The sequence below is a fragment of the Pararhizobium sp. P1_E7 genome (genome assembly GCF_056405855.1).
Map to the genome: position 1 here is coordinate 89,317 of NZ_JBFUBH010000010.1, position 17,808 is coordinate 107,124.

Annotated in this window: 16 protein-coding genes; 9 read left to right on the forward strand and 7 right to left on the reverse strand. The window is 62.6% G+C overall.

Annotated features, from left to right (window positions below):
• The first annotated feature begins 37 nt into the window (after nucleotides 1-37).
• Nucleotides 38-679 carry a YitT family protein gene (locus AC1D17_RS13585; RefSeq protein ID WP_477565925.1) on the forward strand — a complete coding sequence of 214 codons (642 nt, stop codon included), beginning with the start codon at nucleotides 38-40 and terminating at the stop codon, nucleotides 677-679.
• 23 nt (nucleotides 680-702) lie between these two features.
• Here AC1D17_RS13585 and AC1D17_RS13590 read toward each other — a convergent pair whose 3' ends face one another.
• Nucleotides 703-1,296: a TetR/AcrR family transcriptional regulator gene (locus AC1D17_RS13590; RefSeq protein ID WP_477565926.1), complete on the reverse strand. Its 594-nt coding sequence runs from the start codon at nucleotides 1,294-1,296 to the stop codon at nucleotides 703-705.
• A 51-nt stretch (nucleotides 1,297-1,347) separates the two neighbouring features.
• On the opposite strand from AC1D17_RS13590, the gene AC1D17_RS13595 reads away from it, so the two are divergent.
• Entirely contained in the window at nucleotides 1,348-1,797 is a 450-nt protein-coding gene (locus AC1D17_RS13595; protein ID WP_477565927.1) for a VOC family protein, read from the forward strand.
• Nucleotides 1,794-2,180, forward strand: coding sequence for a nuclear transport factor 2 family protein (locus AC1D17_RS13600; protein WP_477565928.1), 387 nt, complete (start codon nucleotides 1,794-1,796; stop codon nucleotides 2,178-2,180). The genes AC1D17_RS13595 and AC1D17_RS13600 overlap by 4 nt, the downstream gene beginning before the upstream one ends.
• 45 nt (nucleotides 2,181-2,225) lie before the next feature.
• Here the strand turns inward: AC1D17_RS13600 and AC1D17_RS13605 are convergent, their stop codons facing one another.
• On the reverse strand, nucleotides 2,226-2,660 hold the full coding sequence (locus AC1D17_RS13605; RefSeq protein ID WP_477565929.1) for an SRPBCC family protein: 435 nt from the start codon (nucleotides 2,658-2,660) through the stop codon (nucleotides 2,226-2,228).
• A gap of 177 nt (nucleotides 2,661-2,837) precedes the next feature.
• On the opposite strand from AC1D17_RS13605, the gene AC1D17_RS13610 reads away from it, so the two are divergent.
• Nucleotides 2,838-3,926: an adenylate/guanylate cyclase domain-containing protein gene (locus AC1D17_RS13610; protein ID WP_477565930.1), complete on the forward strand. Its 1,089-nt coding sequence runs from the start codon at nucleotides 2,838-2,840 to the stop codon at nucleotides 3,924-3,926.
• A 46-nt stretch (nucleotides 3,927-3,972) separates the two neighbouring features.
• Here the strand turns inward: AC1D17_RS13610 and AC1D17_RS13615 are convergent, their stop codons facing one another.
• Entirely contained in the window at nucleotides 3,973-4,164 is a 192-nt protein-coding gene (locus tag AC1D17_RS13615) for a hypothetical protein (RefSeq protein WP_477565931.1), read from the reverse strand.
• 220 nt (nucleotides 4,165-4,384) lie between these two features.
• Between AC1D17_RS13615 and AC1D17_RS13620 the strand changes: the two genes are divergently transcribed.
• The 4 genes from AC1D17_RS13620 to AC1D17_RS13635 all read left to right on the forward strand — a co-directional run bounded on the left by AC1D17_RS13620 (nucleotide 4,385) and on the right by AC1D17_RS13635 (nucleotide 9,126).
• A complete protein-coding gene (locus AC1D17_RS13620) occupies nucleotides 4,385-6,880 on the forward strand; it encodes a ligase-associated DNA damage response DEXH box helicase (RefSeq protein WP_477565932.1) in 2,496 nt (831 codons plus the stop codon).
• Nucleotides 6,881-6,922: 42 nt separating this feature from the next.
• Nucleotides 6,923-7,648, forward strand: coding sequence for a ligase-associated DNA damage response endonuclease PdeM (gene pdeM / locus AC1D17_RS13625; RefSeq protein WP_477565933.1), 726 nt, complete (start codon nucleotides 6,923-6,925; stop codon nucleotides 7,646-7,648).
• A gap of 89 nt (nucleotides 7,649-7,737) precedes the next feature.
• A complete protein-coding gene (locus AC1D17_RS13630) occupies nucleotides 7,738-8,445 on the forward strand; it encodes a DNA alkylation repair protein (RefSeq protein WP_477565934.1) in 708 nt (235 codons plus the stop codon).
• A gap of 105 nt (nucleotides 8,446-8,550) precedes the next feature.
• Nucleotides 8,551-9,126 (forward strand): dihydrofolate reductase family protein, encoded by a 576-nt coding sequence (locus AC1D17_RS13635; protein ID WP_477565935.1) that lies wholly within the window; start codon nucleotides 8,551-8,553, stop codon nucleotides 9,124-9,126.
• On the opposite strand, the gene AC1D17_RS13640 is transcribed toward AC1D17_RS13635, so the two are convergent.
• From AC1D17_RS13640 to AC1D17_RS13655, 4 genes are all read right to left on the reverse strand, one after another.
• A complete protein-coding gene (locus AC1D17_RS13640) occupies nucleotides 9,113-9,349 on the reverse strand; it encodes an Lrp/AsnC ligand binding domain-containing protein (protein WP_037104964.1) in 237 nt (78 codons plus the stop codon). The genes AC1D17_RS13635 and AC1D17_RS13640 overlap by 14 nt on opposite strands.
• A 67-nt stretch (nucleotides 9,350-9,416) precedes the next feature.
• Entirely contained in the window at nucleotides 9,417-10,205 is a 789-nt protein-coding gene (locus AC1D17_RS13645) for a TIGR02186 family protein (RefSeq protein ID WP_477565936.1), read from the reverse strand.
• Nucleotides 10,205-11,131 (reverse strand): sulfite exporter TauE/SafE family protein, encoded by a 927-nt coding sequence (locus tag AC1D17_RS13650; protein WP_477565937.1) that lies wholly within the window; start codon nucleotides 11,129-11,131, stop codon nucleotides 10,205-10,207. The genes AC1D17_RS13645 and AC1D17_RS13650 overlap by 1 nt, the downstream gene beginning before the upstream one ends.
• Nucleotides 11,132-11,531: 400 nt before the next feature.
• Nucleotides 11,532-15,551: a peptidoglycan-binding protein gene (locus tag AC1D17_RS13655; protein ID WP_477565938.1), complete on the reverse strand. Its 4,020-nt coding sequence runs from the start codon at nucleotides 15,549-15,551 to the stop codon at nucleotides 11,532-11,534.
• A gap of 405 nt (nucleotides 15,552-15,956) precedes the next feature.
• On the opposite strand from AC1D17_RS13655, the gene AC1D17_RS13660 reads away from it, so the two are divergent.
• Nucleotides 15,957-17,753: an acyl-CoA dehydrogenase C-terminal domain-containing protein gene (locus tag AC1D17_RS13660; protein WP_477565939.1), complete on the forward strand. Its 1,797-nt coding sequence runs from the start codon at nucleotides 15,957-15,959 to the stop codon at nucleotides 17,751-17,753.
• The last annotated feature ends 55 nt before the right edge of the window (nucleotides 17,754-17,808 follow it).

The following is a 17,808-nucleotide window of genomic DNA, read 5'->3' on the forward strand; positions in this document are numbered from 1 at the left end:
AAGGGCATGACACAGGCGACGGGAGACGGCGACGATGATGGCAACACCAGCAAAATCTGCCTTTGCGGCATTGATGAATTCGAGCGCCGAGCGCCATTCGGTTGTCGATGATGCACAGGGCGTCATTTCCGGCAGCATGCTGGCCGTGCTCGGCATCACGCTTCTGTCGAGCGCCGGGCTGTTGACCGGCGGTACGCCCGGCATCGCCTTTCTTGTCCACTACGCGACAGGCTTCAGCTTCGGCGCCTGCTTTTTCGCGGTGAACCTGCCCTTCTATTATCTCGCCTTCCGCCGCATGGGTCTTGCCTTTACGGTCAAGACCTTCATCGCCGTCGCCCTGACATCGGCCATGTCCGAAGTTCTGCCCCGCGCGCTCGGGATCACCCATGTCGATCCGCTGATCGGCGCGCTGTTCGGCGGCCTTGTTGTCGGTGCCGGCCTGCTCGCCCTCTTTCGCCACCGCGCCAGCCTCGGCGGCGTCGGCATTCTGGCGCTCTACCTGCAGGATCGTTTCGGCTGGCGTGCCGGGCTGATCCAGCTCGGCTTCGACGGCGCCATCGTCGCCTGCTCGTTTTTCCTTGCCAGCCCCTTCATCATCGCCTGCTCGATCGCGGGCGCCGTGGTGATGAATGTCACGCTGGCGATGAACCACCGCAAGGACCGCTATATCGCGATGTGAGGAACGCCAGGCCGCTGCGATCCTTAAAGAGCGACAGCCCGCAAGGCGGTCGCAACGACCGCATCGCCGAATTCCGGCGAAACCGGGCGATGCCCGACCAGCAACCGGAAGAAAACCGGCCCGTAGATCATGTCGAGCAGCGTCTCCAGATCAGGCGGCCGCGTGATTTCTCCCCGGGCAATCGCCTGCTCCAGGATAGCCCGGCCGGCGTTGCGGCTCGACAGGATTACCTGATTGCGGAATGCCTTGGTGAATTCACTTTCCGGGTCGGCTGCGGCCAGCGCCATGGTGATCTGGCGCCCGCGCGTGCTGGCAAAGGCGGTGACTAGCCCACGCATCTGCATGCCAAGCGCGGCCTGCGCGGTGGCGCCTTCCGCCTCCGCTTCCGGCAGCGGGCTGACTGTGAGCGCGGCCATCGCCAGCTCCTGCGCGTTGGCCCAGCTTCGATAAATCGTCGGTTTGCCGACACCGGACCGTGCGGCGACGGCTTCGATCGTCAGACGGCCAAAGCCTTCAGCCATCAGGATATCATGGGCAGCCTCAAGCGCGCGCCGTTGCGCGGCCGCGCTTGGCGGACGCCCTCGTTTCTTCAGTGGTGCGTTTGTATCTTGACTCATATCATTACGATACGTAACGTTAATATACGAGCCAGTCAAGGAGGAGTGTCGATGTCGAGTTCTGCCCGGAAAGTCAGTGCCTATTTCGTCGTCAAAAACGCAGCGCAAGCCATCGAGTTCTACAAGCAGGCCTTCGGCGCCGAAGAAATCTTCCGCATGACCGATCCCTCCGACGGGCGCGTCGGGCATGCCGAACTGCGGTTTGGCGAGACGCTGATGATGCTTGCGGATGAATATCCGGACTTCGGCGCCCTGTCGCCGGACACCATCGGCGGATCGCCCGTCACCTTCCACGTGGCCACCGGGTCAACCGATGCCGCCGTGGCACAGGCTCTCGCCGCCGGAGCGACGCTGCTACGCCCTGCGACCGATCAAAGCTTCGGCGAGCGCGTGGCGCAGGTGCTCGATCCCTACGGCCATCGCTGGATGCTGTCGCAGACCATCGAACAGGTCTCCCCGGAAGAGATGCAGCGGCGCTGGAACGAGGGAGCGTCGGCGTGAGCATTTTGGAAATGGAGACGCTCCAAGCCGCCGAGAGCGCCTTCAACGCGGCGATGATATCCAACGACCCCGTCCGGATCGCCGCCTGCATCACGCCAGACTGGGTGCTGGTGACGCCGCAACGTGGCCCGGTTCCCGCGCAGGCGGTTCTTGCGGCGATCGAATCCGGTCTTTTGAGACACGACACCATGACCAAGACGACCCATCACGTCCATCTTCTCGGCGACGTTGCCACGGTCACCGGGCGCGGGCAGAACACCGGCATGTTCCGGGGCAAACCGATCTCGGCCGACGAATGGATCACCGATGTCTATCGCCGCGATGGGAGCGGCTGGCGATGCGTGCTGACCCACCTCACGCCGGCCGGAGGCGACAACCCGTAGTCAATACCGGGCAGCCGGCGCAACTGCACGATCGGGTTCAGGCCGCTATTCGTGCATGCTGTCCGGCCCGGGATCGCCGCCGGCCGCAGCGGTGGCCAGCCGCCGCATATAGTGGTCCCAGCCCTTTTGGTGTTTGGCGCGCTCTTGCTCATTGGGCAGGCCGCCATGGGTGAGCCGCACCAGCGTGCCGCCGTCTTTCTCCACGAGGTCGATCTCGATCAGGCCGGAGCCGGGCGGTACGGTCTCGTTCCCTTCCCAGCCGAAGCTATAGGCCAGGCGATGCACCGGAATCACCTCGGTGAACTGTCCGCGGGCCGTTTGCGTGTCGCTCATGGCGAGCAGGTATATGCCGCCGGGGTGCGGCTCGATCGTCGCCTTGGTACCGACCCATCGCAGAATCTTCTCGGGATCGGTGAGGAAAGCAAAGACCGTAGCCTGCGGGGCCGCGACCTCGATCTCACTGCGAAGTGTTTCCGTCATCGGGATGTCCTTCCAGCTCTGGATATAACGGCATTCCAACAGGCGCAATCTACTGCATAACACCCTAGATCGGAATCGATTTAAGGAAAAATCATGCAGCAAATTTAGAGTGCTACAGCGCCGCGCAAGAAACAAAATCTCGTGACAGGCGCCTGACACCGGGGCATGATGCCAGCCATGCGACTGCCGTCCGCTCTTTCCTTCCTGGTCGACAAGGCGATCGACGTGCCGGACGGCAATGCCTTCCTGACGGCGCTTGCTGCGCGGCTTGCCGCCGACGGTGTGCCGCTGACCGGCGGCGCGCTTACCCAGGCCGCGCCCCACCCCGTCATCGAGCGGCGCATCTGGCTCTGGCGTGCGGATACCGGAAGGGTGATCGAGGCGCTGGGGCTGGCCGGGCCTCTGGATCCCGGACATGCCCATCCCCAACCAACCAATATCGCCCGCGATTGGCTGACCGGGCTCGGCACCGGTGGCGTCCAGGAGGATTTCGCCGGCGGCCCGTCCGATGGGGCGATGCTTGCCTGGACGGCGAGCCGGCCGTTCAGCGAGGCCGAATCCGAACTGCTGCGTGAAGTCGCGCGCTTTGCCGTCGCCCCCCTGGCCCTGCTCGCCGCGCGCTCGACACTGGCGGCGCTGCTGACGACCTATCTCGGTCGGCGTAGCGCTGCGCAGGTTCTGGCCGGCCGCTTGCGCCGCGAACCCGGGGAGACAATCCGGGCGGCGCTGCTTTTTGCCGACCTGCGCAGCTTCACCGAATTGTCGGAATCAATCGAGGCGAAAGATGTGATCGCCGCCCTCGACGCCTGGTTCGACCGTGTCGCCGGCGCCGTCCACGCCTTCGGCGGCGAGGTGCTCAAATTCATCGGCGACGGCGTGCTGGCGATTTTCCCGATCGGAGAACGTGACGCGGCTGGCGCGTGCGATGCGGCTCTGCGCGCGGTTGCCGCTGCACGCGCCGGAATGGACCACCTCCACCACGTCCGCGCCGCGCAAGGGGCGCCGCCCCTGTCGTTTGGCATGGCGCTGCATCTCGGCGAAATGCTCTGGGGCAATATCGGCACCGCTGACCGGCTGGATTTCACCGCGATCGGCCCCGCGGTCAACCTGGTCAGCCGGTTGCAAGGCTTGTGCCGGCCGCTCGACCAGACGGTATTGGTCTCCGGTGCCTTTGCGGCCGAAACCACGCATCCGTTGACCCCGCTCGGCGAACACAGACTACGCGGCATTGCCGCGCCATGCCCGGTGTTTACGCCGCAGTCGTGAACGGCAAAACCGCGACGCTGACATTCCAGCCCCGGCGGCGTAGCCATCACTCTTTTTTCAGATGATCGATTGCGTTCAATGCATCATAGGGGGACCAACCGGCATGGACGGCTGCTTCCACCAACTTGGTTTCCACTTCCAGCTCCAGCCTTAGGTAGAGCGCCTCAAGCGCCTCTTGCATTGTCAGGATATGTTCATCGGGCGGAATGATGGTTTCACCAGGTGCTGACGAAGGCATGCCCCTCTCCTTTTTCGACCGGCCTCTTCGATTTTGGCGCAAGTGTCCAAACGCCGGACGAGCGGTAATGTTCCCTCGCGGACCGAAGATTGCCGCGCGAAAATCCTCTCGGCTTGCACAAAGGCCCCCTATCGGAAACCGCGCTCTTCAATTCCCCGCCGTTTGATCTACATTTGTTCGCGTGAACCAGATCGATTCCATCCTGCGCGCGGAGACGCAAATGCTCCTGCCCCCGCCTTTCCTGCGCTGGTTCGCGCAAAAGGGCTGGCAGCCGCGTGCGCATCAGCTGGAGCTTCTTTCCCGCGTCCAGGGCGGCGAAAGCATGCTGCTCATCGCGCCGACCGGCGCCGGCAAGACGCTGGCAGGCTTCCTGCCGTCTCTCGTGTCGCTGACCGGGCGCGGAAAAATCCCGCCGGGTTCTGCCTTTACCGGCATCCACACGCTTTACATCTCGCCCTTGAAGGCGCTCGCCGTCGACATCGAGCGCAACCTGATGAAACCCGTCGGCGACATGGGCCTGCCGGTTCGCATCGAAAACCGCACCGGCGATACGCCGGCCGCCAAACGCCAGCGCCAGAAGCTCAATCCGCCGGATATTCTTCTGACCACGCCGGAACAGGTGGCGCTGTTGCTTGCCAATGGCGAGGCGGAGCGCTTCTTCAAGGACCTGAAATATGTGGTGCTCGACGAACTGCACTCACTGGTCACCTCCAAGCGCGGCCATCTTCTATCGCTCGGTCTTGCCCGCCTGCGCCAGCTGGCGCCAACCATGCAGGCAATCGGCCTATCGGCCACCGTCGCCGATCCGATGGACCTGCAGCGCTGGCTTAGCCCCCAGAGACTCGGCGAAAACAATCATGCCGGGTTGATCACCGTCACCGGCGGCGCCCGGCCGGAAATTTCCATCCTCTCCACCGAAGAGAGCGTGCCGTGGGCCGGGCATTCGGCAGCCTATGCCATCGGTGACATCTACAAGGCGATCGGCGAAACCAGGACCACGCTGCTGTTCGTCAACACCCGCAGCCAGGCCGAGCGGATCTTCCAGGAGCTCTGGACCATCAACGACGACAACCTGCCGATCGCGCTGCACCATGGTTCGCTCGATGTCGGCCAGCGCCGCAAGGTCGAGGCGGCGATGTCGGAAAACAAATTGCGCGCCGTCGTCGCTACCTCGACGCTCGATCTTGGCATCGACTGGGGCGATGTCGACATGGTCATTCATGTCGGCGCGCCGAAGGGCGCATCGCGTCTGGCCCAGCGCATCGGTCGCGCCAATCACCGCATGGACGAACCGAGCCGCGCCATCCTGGTGCCCGCCAACCGTTTCGAGGTGATGGAGTGCCAGGCGGCGCTCGACGCCAATTATATCGGCGCCCAGGACACGCCCCCGGTCGGCAAGGGCGCACTCGACGTGCTGGCCCAGCACGTGCTCGGCATGGCCTGCGCCGCCCCCTTCGATCCCCTGGCGCTCTATGCCGAAATCACCAGCGCGGCACCTTACGCCTATCTCACCTGGGAGACCTTCGAACGCATCGTCGATTTCGTCGCCACAGGCGGTTATGCGCTTCGCGCCTACGAGCGCTACGCCAAGATCCGCAAGACGCCGGAAGGCCTTTGGCGCGTGTCCAATCCGGTGATTGCCCAGCAATACAGGCTCAATGTCGGCACCATCATCGAATCGCCAATGCTCAATGTGCGCATGGTCAAACGCAACTCTCGAGGCGCGCTCGGACGCGGCGGCATGTCGCTCGGCAAGGTCGAGGAATATTTCATCGAGATGCTGTCGCCCGGCGATACCTTCCTGTTTTCCGGCAAGGTGCTGCGCTTCGAGGGCATCCGCGAAAGCGAGTGCCTGGTCAGCCAGGGTTTCAAGCTCGACCCGAAGGTGCCCTCCTATGCCGGCGGCAAGTTTCCGCTGTCGACCTATCTCGCCCAGCAGGTCCGCAAGATGCTCGCCGATCCAACACGCCATGTGACCCTGCCCGACCAGGTGCGCGACTGGCTGTCCCTGCAAAAAGACCTTTCGATGCTGCCGAAGGAGAACGAGCTGCTGATCGAAACGTTTCCGCGCGGCAGCCGGCATTACATGGTGATCTACGCCTTCGAGGGACGGCTTGCGCATCAGACGCTCGGCATGCTGCTCACCCGCCGGCTCGACCGGGCCGGGCTGAAGCCGCTCGGCTTCGTCGCCACCGATTATTCGCTGGCCGTCTGGGGGCTGGAGGATCTCGGCAATGCCTTCACGTCCGGCCGGCCGCGGCTTGCCGACCTGTTCGACGAGGATATGCTGGGCGACGATCTCGAAGCCTGGCTGAACGAAAGCTTCCTGCTCAAACGCACGTTCCGCAACTGTGCCGTCATCGCCGGCCTGATCGACCAGCGCCATCCCGGCAAGGAAAAGAGCGGCCGCCAGGTGACGGTCTCCGCCGACCTCATCTACGACGTCCTGCGCAGCCATGAGCCGGATCACATCCTGCTGGAGGCCACCCGCAACGACGCATCCACCGGGCTTTTGGAAATCGAGCGGCTTGGCGATATGCTGTCTCGAATCAAGGGCCATATCACCCACCGTCCACTCGACCGCATTTCACCATTGGCCGTTCCGGTGATGCTCGAAATCGGCAAGGTTCCGGTCGGTGGCGAGGCGCAGGATTTTCTGCTCGCCGAAGCCGCCGACGAACTGTTTGCCGATGTTGTGGCCACGGCATCGCCATAAACTTGATCAGATACTGAAAAACAACGCCGCGCCGGAAACCCTATGCACCGCATCGCCCATGCCATTTCTGCTCTTCCGGACAATCCGGCATTGTCGGCCCGCATCGTCGTCAACGGTGTCATCGGCGTCTGCGATCCGCTCGGCGGCCTCTATCTGCCTGATCTCGATATTCTCGTCGTCTCCGACCTGCATCTGGAAAAGGGTTCGGCCTTTGCCCGCCGCGGCATGATGCTGCCGCCCTATGACACGCTGGCGACGCTGCGCATTCTCGATGCGGTGATCTCGCGGCACAATCCGAAAACCGTGATCAGCCTCGGTGACAATTTTCACGATCGCGTCGGCTCGGCTTTGATGCCCGAGCTGTTTCGCGGCATGATCGAGACCATGGCGCGCGGCCGCGAATGGATCTGGATCAACGGTAACCACGATCCCGACGGCACCGTTGCCCTGCCCGGTTCTTCCATGGATGAACTGAACCATTCAGGCCTGATCTTCCGTCACGAACCGGCGCTCAACGCTGCAGCCGGCGAAATCGCCGGCCACCTTCATCCCTCCGCCACGGTCCGCCGCCGCGAAAAATACATGCGTCGCGCCTGCTTCGCGACCGATGGCCGCCGCCTGATCATGCCCGCCTTTGGCGTCACGACCGGCGGTCTGGACCTGCGCCACCAAGCCATGCGCGGCCTCTTCGACCACCAGAGCCTCGTGGCGCACATGCTGGGGCGGGACCGGATCTATTCGGTGCGGTTCGCCAATCTGCTGGGATAGATGGAGCGGGGACGGCATCTTGCCGCCCGGCATCGACCTTGGCAAAATGGCTGCAACCGGCCCGCAAATACTGGCGGGAGGAGGCGGCGATGAGCAGCATGACAGCCGACAGCCTGGAAGCAGCGTTGCGGGCCATCCGCTCCGACAATGCAATCGCCGATGTCGCCCGCTTTTTCCATGACGGGCTTGGCGAAACGCAGGTGCTCGGTGTCGGCATAGGCAAGGTCTTTCCCATTGCTAAGGCGCATGCCGCCCTGTCCTTGCCCGAGATCAGCCGGTTGCTTGACAGCCCCTTCTACGAGGTAAGGATGGCCGCCGCCGCGATCCTGGATTTCCAGGCGCGCCAGAAGAAGCCTGCCAACCCCTTGGCCGCGCTCTACGAACTCTATCTCGCCCGGCACGACCGACTGAACAACTGGGATCTGGTGGATCGCGCCGCACCCTACGTCGTCGGGCAATATCTCGACGACAAGCCCAGAGACCCGCTCTACGACCTTGCTGCTTCCTCCGATCCGTGGCGGCGTCGCACCGCGATCGTCGCGACCTACTACTTCATCCGCAAGGCTGACCTGCATGACACGTTTTCCATCTGCGCCCTGCTGGCGGCCGACCCGCACGATATGGTGCAAAAGGCGATCGGCTCATGGGTCCGCACCGCTGGCGAGGCCGACCGGGACAAACTGAAAACCTTCCTCACCGAAAACCGGGGCCGTCTTTCTGCAACTGCTATGCGAATGGCGACCGAAAAGCTGCCACCCGAGGAGAAGGCAGTCTTCCGGTCGAAAGCGCCGCCCTGAGTCCGCCTTTGGCCGAAGCCAAACAACCAGTCAAAAACAGATTGCAGTTTGCAATCAGATTACTCACTGTAGGACCAGTTTCAAATTAAACCCGGCTTTGGGAGAATGACCGTGGCCAAACTGTGCATCTGGAACCTCGTAACACTGGACGGCTTTTTCGAAGGTGAGGAAAAATGGGATCTGGAATTTCACGGGCGCGCCTGGGGGCCGGAACTCGCTGCGCTTTCGAAGCAGTTTGGCGAGACGACCGAACTGCTCGTCTTCGGCCGCATCACCTATGAGGGAATGAAGGCCTACTGGACGACGACGGACGAGGATGACGAGGTCAAGGCCTTCATGAACGGCCTGCCGAAACTCGTCGCCTCGCACACCATCACGACCAGCGATTGGAACAACACCACGGTCACCGCCGATATCATTGGGGATATACGCCGCCTGAAGCAGACGGCCACCAAGCCGATTCGCATTTTCGGCAGCAGCGAACTCTGCGACAGCCTGCTTAAGGCCGGCCTCGTTGACGAGATTATGCTCTGCGTCGTGCCCGTGCTTCTTGGCCGGGGCACACCGTTCTTCAAGCCCGGCCGCGACAAGACGGCCTTGAAACTCGCAACTTCCACGACGACGGCAGGCGGCGCGGCAATCCTCACCTACGAGGTCGAAAACGGCTCTAGAACGCGTTGAACGTCAATGTCGTCAATGACCGGTTGATGCCCGGCACCGTGGCGATGTTGTCGTTGATGAATTTGCCGATGTCCTGTTCTTCATCGACATAGACCTTGATCAGAAGGTCATAGTCGCCGCTGGTCGAATACATTTCGGAGACGATCTCCTTCTTGTAGATCACGTCGGCGACCTCGTAGGTCTTGCCGGGCGCGCATTGCAGCTGGACGAAAATCGGCTTCATGGCTCAGTCTCCTGATGTTTCGATCGCAAATAGCCTGTTTTGGCGACGAGGCAAAGACGGGATCCGGTCAGTCCCTGCGGAAGACGATACTTGCCAGCCAGCCGGTGATGACGGCCAGAAGCACGGCCACCAGACCGTACAGGAACGGCTGTCGATGCGCGGCCGCGGTGATCGCCTGTTCTAGCCCGGTCTTGACGACCCGCAGCTCCAGCGCCTTGGCAGCAACAAAAACGCCGGAGCGAAACAGATAGGCGCGCACGATATGCGATCCGTTCGGCACGTCGGCCGGCAGGCGCAGCGAGGCCTTGAACAGGCTGGAACTGATGAACTGCACACCGCCGGGGTCGCGCTGGTAGACGCCGGTGGTTTCCCGCAGCCGCCGGAACGCGTCGCGAAATTCGGTGAGGTTGCTGCCGTCGCCGATAAAACCGATCGGCGTCAGCGGCATATGATCGACGCCGATGCCCATATTGTTCATGTCGCCGGGCGGCGCTATCGTCTCGATATCGCGTGTGCTCGACAAGGAATAGGATTCCGGCACCTTCTCGAAGGTCATCGAATGGGTGTTGATCCAGATGCCGAAGATGCGCTCCTTCTTGCGCACCGTGGTATTTTCCTTCGGTCCTTCCAGCGCCACGACAATATTGTATTTGCCCTGCACCAGAAGCCCGGGGTCGGCCCCGTCAATGGCGCCGAAGATCGTCAGGTCGGCGCCACGGAAATCGGAGGTGATGGCGATCTCGTCGGTCGAGATGCCGATATCGAGCTTTTCGGTGAAGTCGATTGGCTCCGCCTGCGCGGCAAACGGCGCTGCAAACAGGAGACCACAGAACAGAAGCGCCAGACCAGCCCGCATCAGAAGCCGAGCCCCGCGGATACGACCGAATAGATCTCCTTCGGCGGGATCACCAGCTCGACGGCAAGACGGATACCGACGGCCAGAACCAGCAAGGCCAGAAGCGCCCGCAACTGCTCGCCGCGCAGTCGCTGGCCGACCCGCACGCCGTATTGTGCGCCGATGACGCCGGCGATCATCAAAACGAAGGCAAGCACGATATCGACGGTGTAGTTGGCCGACGCCTGGACGATGACCGTATAGGCCGACACGAAGATAATCTGGAACAGCGAGGTTCCGACAACGACATTGGTCGGGATGCGCAGCAGATAAATCATCGCCGGCACCATGATGAAGCCGCCGCCGACCCCCATCACCGATGTCAGGATGCCGATGCAGAAGCCGAGCGTGACGACCGGAATGACGCTCAGGTAGATCTTCGATTTTTTGAACCGCATCTTCAGCGGCAGTCCGTGAATCCAGTTGTGCTGCCCCGGCCTGCGCAGCGTCACAGCCTCGTTTTTCGACGCACGGCGTAGCGCAATGATACTCTCCCACAGCATCAGCGTGCCGACGGTTCCAAGCAAAAGCACGTAGGCGAGCGAAATCACCAGGTCGAGTTGGCCGATGCGGCGCAGCAGCGAAAAGATCCAGATACCGACTGTCGCCCCCGCCAGACCGCCGCAGAGCAGCACTGTTCCCAGCTTGATATCGATCGTGCCGCGGCGGAAATGGGTGATGGCGCCGGAGATCGAGGAGGCGACGACCTGGTTGGCACCGGTGGCGACCGCGACGACGGGCGGGATATTGTAGAAGATCAGGAGCGGCGTGATGAGGAATCCGCCGCCGACGCCGAACATGCCGGACAGGAAGCCGACGGCCGCGCCCATGCCGAGAATGATCAGAATGTTCACCGACAACTCTGCGATGGGCAGATACACCGTCACGGCCAGACCTCTAAATATGCCAATAGCCCGCAAGGCGGGCGGAAAACATCAAAGTGGCAAGTGATTCACCACGGGAGATAAGGAATGGAACAGCCTTGAAAACCAATTGTTAAAATCGTGAATTCAACGTCGTTCCGTCATGCGCCCCGGGGTCCGGCCTGTCAACCTTTTGCAAGCTTTAACCCTATAGCGCCGCGCGTCATTCATGACACGCAAAGGTCGCTGTAGCATTTAAATCTGCTGCATAATTTTTCCTTAGATCGGAACCGACTTAAGAAATTATACAGTAGCGCGAAGCACGCCTCTGTGTCCGGCCGGTCTGCGGCATTATTGCGGCCGCAGACGCCGTTGCGAAGCACGGCCGGTCAAATCGCCGGCCTGTGCCCGAATGGCCACAGGCTTAGCCGTTCCGCTTCAGGAGTTCCTTGACCAGCGCGTCGGTGATCTGTCCGGTCGGTTCCTGGCCGATCGATTTCTGGAAAGCCTTGATCGCGGCGATGGTCTTGCTGCCCATCTCGCCATCCGGCTTGCCGGCGTCGAAGCCGTTATTGTTGAGGATCGCCTGGATGTTGCGCATCGCCTTTTTCATATCGATCGAGGCAGTCTTGGTACCCTTGCCGACCCAAGTGTCGGGCACATCGACCGAATTGGCCTTGGCGTCGAGCGGCGTCAGTTTCCAGGCGTCGAATTTCGCCTTGGCGCTCGTCAACTGTTCGGGCTTCAGCGCCTTGCCGACTTCGTCGCGCTTCTGAGCGGCATCGGCATCGCCGTCACGGGCAGCAACGGAAAACCACTTGTAGGATTCTTCCAGATCCTGGCTCACCCCGTTGCCGCGGGCAAAGAGGATGGCGAGATTGAACTGGCTGTCGCGGATGCCGCGATCGGCGGCCATGGCAAACCATTTACCGGCACCGGCAAAATCCGGCGCGGCATCGCCGCCGCTTGCCAGCATCACGGCAAGATTGTGCATGGCGCTGGCATTGCCCTTTTCGGCAGCCTGCTGATAGAGCGTGCGGGCTTTCTTCAGGTCGCGGCCAACGCCGGTGCCCTTTTCGTAGAGGCTGGCCAGCCGGTACTCGGCGGGAATGACGCCAGCATCGGCCGCGCGCTGATACCATTTCGCCGCCTGGGCGAGATCAGCCTTGATGCCGCGGCCTTCGGTATAGACCGCGCCGATTTCGAACATTGCCAGGGGATCACCCTTTCTGGCAGCCTCGGCCAGCGCCTCCGGCTTGATCTCGGCGGGAACGGCAAGCGCGGTTTCGCCTGCGGCGGGCTGGGCCGTGGCGGTGGTGGCAGCGTCCTTTGCCCCGTCCAGGCCTATTGCGGCTTCCGGTGCTCCACCTTCGATGACTGGCGACAGCATCTTGATGCTGGCCTCTCCGGTTTCCGGCATGGCCTGCGCGGCGTCCGGCAATTTGGCTTCCGGCTGCACGGTTGTTCCGGATGCCGCCGTTTCCGGCTGGATCGTCTGCGGCCCGGCGGCGGGCTCTCCGGCTGTGAGTTCCTCGGTCGGCGGCTGCAACGAACTTAGCGGCACGACGTCGGTATCGGTGTCGGCCGCCTCTGTCGCAGGAGCGGCATTGGCCATTGCCGGCGTTTCCGCTGCCACGGGAATTTCATTGGTCACCGGCTGTTCGATGGCGGCCACCGGCGCCTCGACAGGTGCCTGCTCGCCACGGATCAGCGTATTGACCAGCGGATAGGACATGATCGCCAGAAGTACGGCGCCAACCGCCATCAGGATCGGACGGCGATGACGGGAAAGAGCGCCGCCGATCGGAGATGCGCTCGCACCGCCCTTGCCGCGGTTCATCGTATCGACTTCTTCAGCCGCCTGCTGTGCGGCACGGCGGGCAGCCGCGATAAAGTCTGCCTTGTCCGTTTCGCTCGGCGGCACGCTGCGGCCGGTCTGGCCGGCGCGCACGCGTTCGAGGATCTTCTTCACGTCCGGAACGCCGGAGCCCGGCTCCAGCAACTGGTTGGCCACATCCGGCTCGATCGTGTCAGCCGCGTCGATCGGCGGCGTCGGGTCGATGACCTGACGCTCGACGGCACGAACGGGCTCCGTATGCTTGCCGGTAAACCGCTTGGCAATCCCGGCAAGGAGGCCGGGCTTACCGGCGGGCGCCGGCGCGGTCTTGATATCGCTCTGATGCACGGCCGCCTGTTCGGCGGCCACGGCAACGGCTTCAGCTACCTCTTCACGCGATGGGCCGGCAGGCTCCGCCGCATCGGCGAGCCCGTGCATGTCGCGCTTCAAATCTTCGTAGCGGCGTCCGAAATCAGCTTCGGCGAAGGGATCATCCTGCGTCTCGAAGGCCGGTTGTGCCGCCCGGGGCATCTGCGGCTGGCTGTCCAGTCCACGCGAACCGAAGGCGCGGGGCACGTCCTGTTGCTGGCCGCGCTCTTCCAGCCGCTCCAGCTTTTCGGCGATATGGACAAGAGTTTCGTGCAACGCCTCGAAGGTGCGCGCCGTGCGCTCCTCGCTCGAGCGGCTCATGTCTTCCAGAACCTTGAGATCGTCGGCCAGCGCCGAGATCGCGGCCATGTCCGTGCCACCCGAAGCGGATTGGCCCATGCCGTTCTTCGAATAGGCCTCCATCACCGCTTCGGCCGCCTGGCGGGCTGCCTCGATGATGTATTCGTCGCTGGTCGCCAGATAATCCTCAAGCGCGCTCATCCGGCCTTCGAATTCGGCGGGAACGGCAGCAGGCGTCATTTCGCGCGGCTGGCTGACGAGGCTCGACAGGTTGGCGATCTGCTCCTGCAGGCTGCGCAGCATCTCGCTGTCATCGTAAGGGGCCGCGTGGGTTTCCTCGAGGCGGATGGCGATATCGGACAGCTGGCCTTCGAGCCGTTCGAAACGGGCATCGCCGGCATAGGACGCCTGCGGCATGTCCAGCTGGTCGATCCGACGGGCGAGATCGTCGAGACGTTCGGCAAGCGCATCGTTGAGTGAACCCTGGTCGAGCGCATCGATCTTGCGGGAAATATCGGAGAGATATCCCGTCAGGTCCGGCTGGGCGGAAACCTTCTGCGAGCGCTCCAGCATCTGCGATAGCTGTTCGAGGCGCTCTTCAAGGCGCACCGCTGCCTCTTCGTTGGCCAGTTCCTCGACCCGCGCGGCCAGGGCCTCGATGCGCGAGCCGACGCCAGCGTCGGCCGGCCGCTGCAGGGTGTCGATCTGGCGGGAAAGATCGGCAAGACGGCCTTCGACACGGGTCACGCCGGCGCTGTCGGGAACGGCTGTACGGCCGCTGGCAACAATGGCGCGGCTGATCTCGTCGAGACGCGCATCCAGATCGGCGAATTGCGACGCCATATGGCGGCCGTCCGGCTGCATGTGGCGGCCGATCATCTCGATCGCCTGCGCCACCGAAACCAGCTTGTCTTCCAAAGCGTGAATAGCCGGGCCGCTGTTCATCGAGCCGATCTGCGACTTGATCTCGTCGAGCCGGTAGGCAAGCGCCACCAGCTCGTCGTCGCGGTTCGCATCAAACGCGTTCATCCGGTCTTCGACACCGGTCCAGCGCGCCTCGATGCGATGCACGCTGTCCTCGCGGGCAAGACCATCGATCATCAAGCGCAACTCGTCGAACTCGACCTTGAGCGCGTCGGCCTGTGAGGGCGATGCCTGCCGGCCAAGCTGGTTGATACTGTCGGACAACCGCTGCAGATCGCCGCGGATATCCTCCGCCATCGTCTGGTCCTGTGCCGCATCTGCGGTGATGCCGCGGATTTCCGCGCGCAGCGCCGTCATCTCGCGCGACAATCCGTCGGCAATGTCCTTCTTCAATTCCTGGCGCAGACCGACAAGCGCCTGGGCGATCTCGGCCATGGCCGGATCCGGGCGCTGTTGCTCGCTGCGGTATTGCTCCGAGCGCAGCGGTTCGCTGCGAACAGGTTCCGGGCGCTGGCGGATGGTGTCCGGGCGCAGGTTTTCCCGACGCAGGTTGTCTGGACGGGCCGGCTCACGACGGAACGGCTCGCTGCGATAGGTCTCGCTGCGCAGCGGTTCGCTGAGCGGCGGCGCCACCGGGGGCTCACGACGGGACTGCACCGGAGGCTGGAAGGCCGGAGCCTGAAACGAAGGAACGCTGCGCTCTTCATAGGCACGCGGTTCCGAAGGTGGCTGGATACGATCGCGAACGGTGTCACGTTCACGAAAGGCATCGCGCTCCCGCGTGGCCGTCAGTGTGCGCTGCCGCTGCATGATTTCCGTGATCGGGTCGGGAGTGGCCAGCGGACGATCGTGCTCGGCCGCGCCACGGCCCCGCTGATCACGCCCGGCTGCTCCCATCAATCCTTCGATGCGCGCTTCCAGCCCTTCGATCGTGCGGTTCAGCGCATCGAGGGATGACCTGTCGCCATAGGACTCGGCGCCCGGACGTGGAGTGTTTGATCGCGATCCGTTCATCGTACTTCGCCTCTTTCATCGGCCTTGATCGGAATCCGGGCTTCTGAAAGGCAAATCCCGCCTTCCGGGCGTTCCGGTACCGATCCGGACAGAGCTGCAACGACGCGAAGACAAAGACTATTGCAACTGTGACCATCTCAACACGCACTTTCACGAAACGTGGTAAATAAGCCGTTAACCTGACTGAAAATTTTTTAACGATTTGCGCGCATGCTGGCGTCGGGAGGCTTCCACAGGACAGTGTCGGCATAGCCGGCTTGCCGGCCGATGAGCGATCAAAATTTGCCGGCCAACAAATTTTGACGTTTACGCGCACGTCAAAATTTTGTAGCGTAGTGAAAATGACATGGGAGCGGTTCAGGAAACGCTGCTCCATGACACGGTTACAGGTGAGGAACACGAGACATGCCCAGCTATAAGGCCCCGGTCGAAGACACGCTTTTCATTCTCAACGACGTTCTTGGCATCGAGCGCCACAACAACTTGCCCGGCTTTGCCGATGCGACGCCCGACATGATCGAGGCGATCGTCGGCGAAGCGGCCAAGCTCGCCGAGGAAGTGCTGTTCCCGGTCAACCTTTCGGGCGACCAGGAAGGCTGCAAGCGCAACGACGATGCGACGGTGACCACGCCTAAGGGCTTCAAGCAGGCCTTCGACCAGTACCGCGAGGGCGGCTGGCTCGGCCTGTCGGTTCCCGAAGAATTCGGCGGCCAGGGCCTGCCCTATACGCTCCACACCGCGGTTGGCGAATATATGTCGTCGGCCAACATGGCGCTGACCATGTATCCGGGCCTGACCCAGGGCGCGATCGCCGCCATCCTCGTCCACGGCACCGACGCGCAGAAGGCAACCTATCTGCCGAAGATGGTGGCGGGCGACTGGACCGGCACCATGAACCTCACCGAGCCCCATTGCGGCACCGACCTTGGCCTGCTCCGGTCCAAGGCCGTGCCGCAAGGCGACGGCTCCTACAAGATTTCTGGCCAGAAGATCTTCATCTCTGCCGGCGAACACGACATGGCCGGCAATATCATCCATCTGGTGCTTGCCCGCATCGAAGGTGCGCCGGAAGGGGTGAAGGGCATTTCTCTGTTCATCGTGCCGAAATTCCATGTCGAGGCAGACGGTTCCGTCGGTGCGCGCAATACGGTTTCGTGCGGTGCGATCGAACACAAGATGGGCATTCACGGCAACGCGACCTGCGTCATGAACTATGACGAGGCAGTCGGCTATCTCATCGGCACGGAGAACAAGGGCTTGAACGCCATGTTCGTGATGATGAACGAGGCCCGCCTCGGCGTCGGTCTGCAGGGTCTGTCGGTGGCCGAAGTCGCCTATCAGAACGCCGCCAACTATGCCCGCGACCGCATCCAGGGCCGCTCGCTCTCCGGCGCCAAGGCTCCGGACAAAAAAGCCGACCCGATCATCGTCCATCCCGACGTGCGCCGCGTCCTGATGACCATCAAGGCCTTCAACGAGGCCGGCCGTGCCTTCACGCTGTGGACGGCGCTCAAGTCCGACATCGCCCATCGCGGCGACAACGACGCTGACCGCCAGACAGCCGACGATATCCTCGGCCTGATGACCCCAATCCTCAAGGGCGTCCTGACAGACAAGGGCTTCGACCATGCCGTCATGGCCCAGCAGCTGTTCGGCGGCCACGGCTATATCGAAGAACACGGCATGAGCCAGTATGTCCGCGATGCCCGCATCGCCATGATCTATGAAGGTGCCAACGGCATCCAGGCGCTCGACCTCGTCGGCCGCAAGCTGGCGCTGAACGGTGGCCGGGCGATCACCGCCCTGTTCAAGGAAATCGGCGATTTCTGCGAGGAAAACCGTTCCCACGAGAATCTTAGTCCCTACACCAAGGGTCTGAAGAAGGGCTTGAACGACCTGCAGGCGGCGACCATGTGGTTCATGGGCAATGCCATGGCCAAGCCCGACAATGCCGGCGCCGGTTCGACCGACTACATGCACCTCTTCGGCCTCGTCGTGCTCGGCTACATGTGGGCGAAGATCGCCAAGACCGCGGAGGAAAAACTGGCGGAAGGTGCTGGCGGCCGCGAAGCCTTTTTGAAGAACAAGCTCGTCACGGCGAAATTCTTCATGGAGCGCATCATGCCGGAAACGGCACTGCGCAAAGCCCGCATCGAAACCGGCGCCGACACGATGATGGCGCTCGATGCGGCGGCGTTTTGAGGCGTTGGACAAACCCAAGGAAAGTTATACACTGATATAACTTTCCGATGGAGAT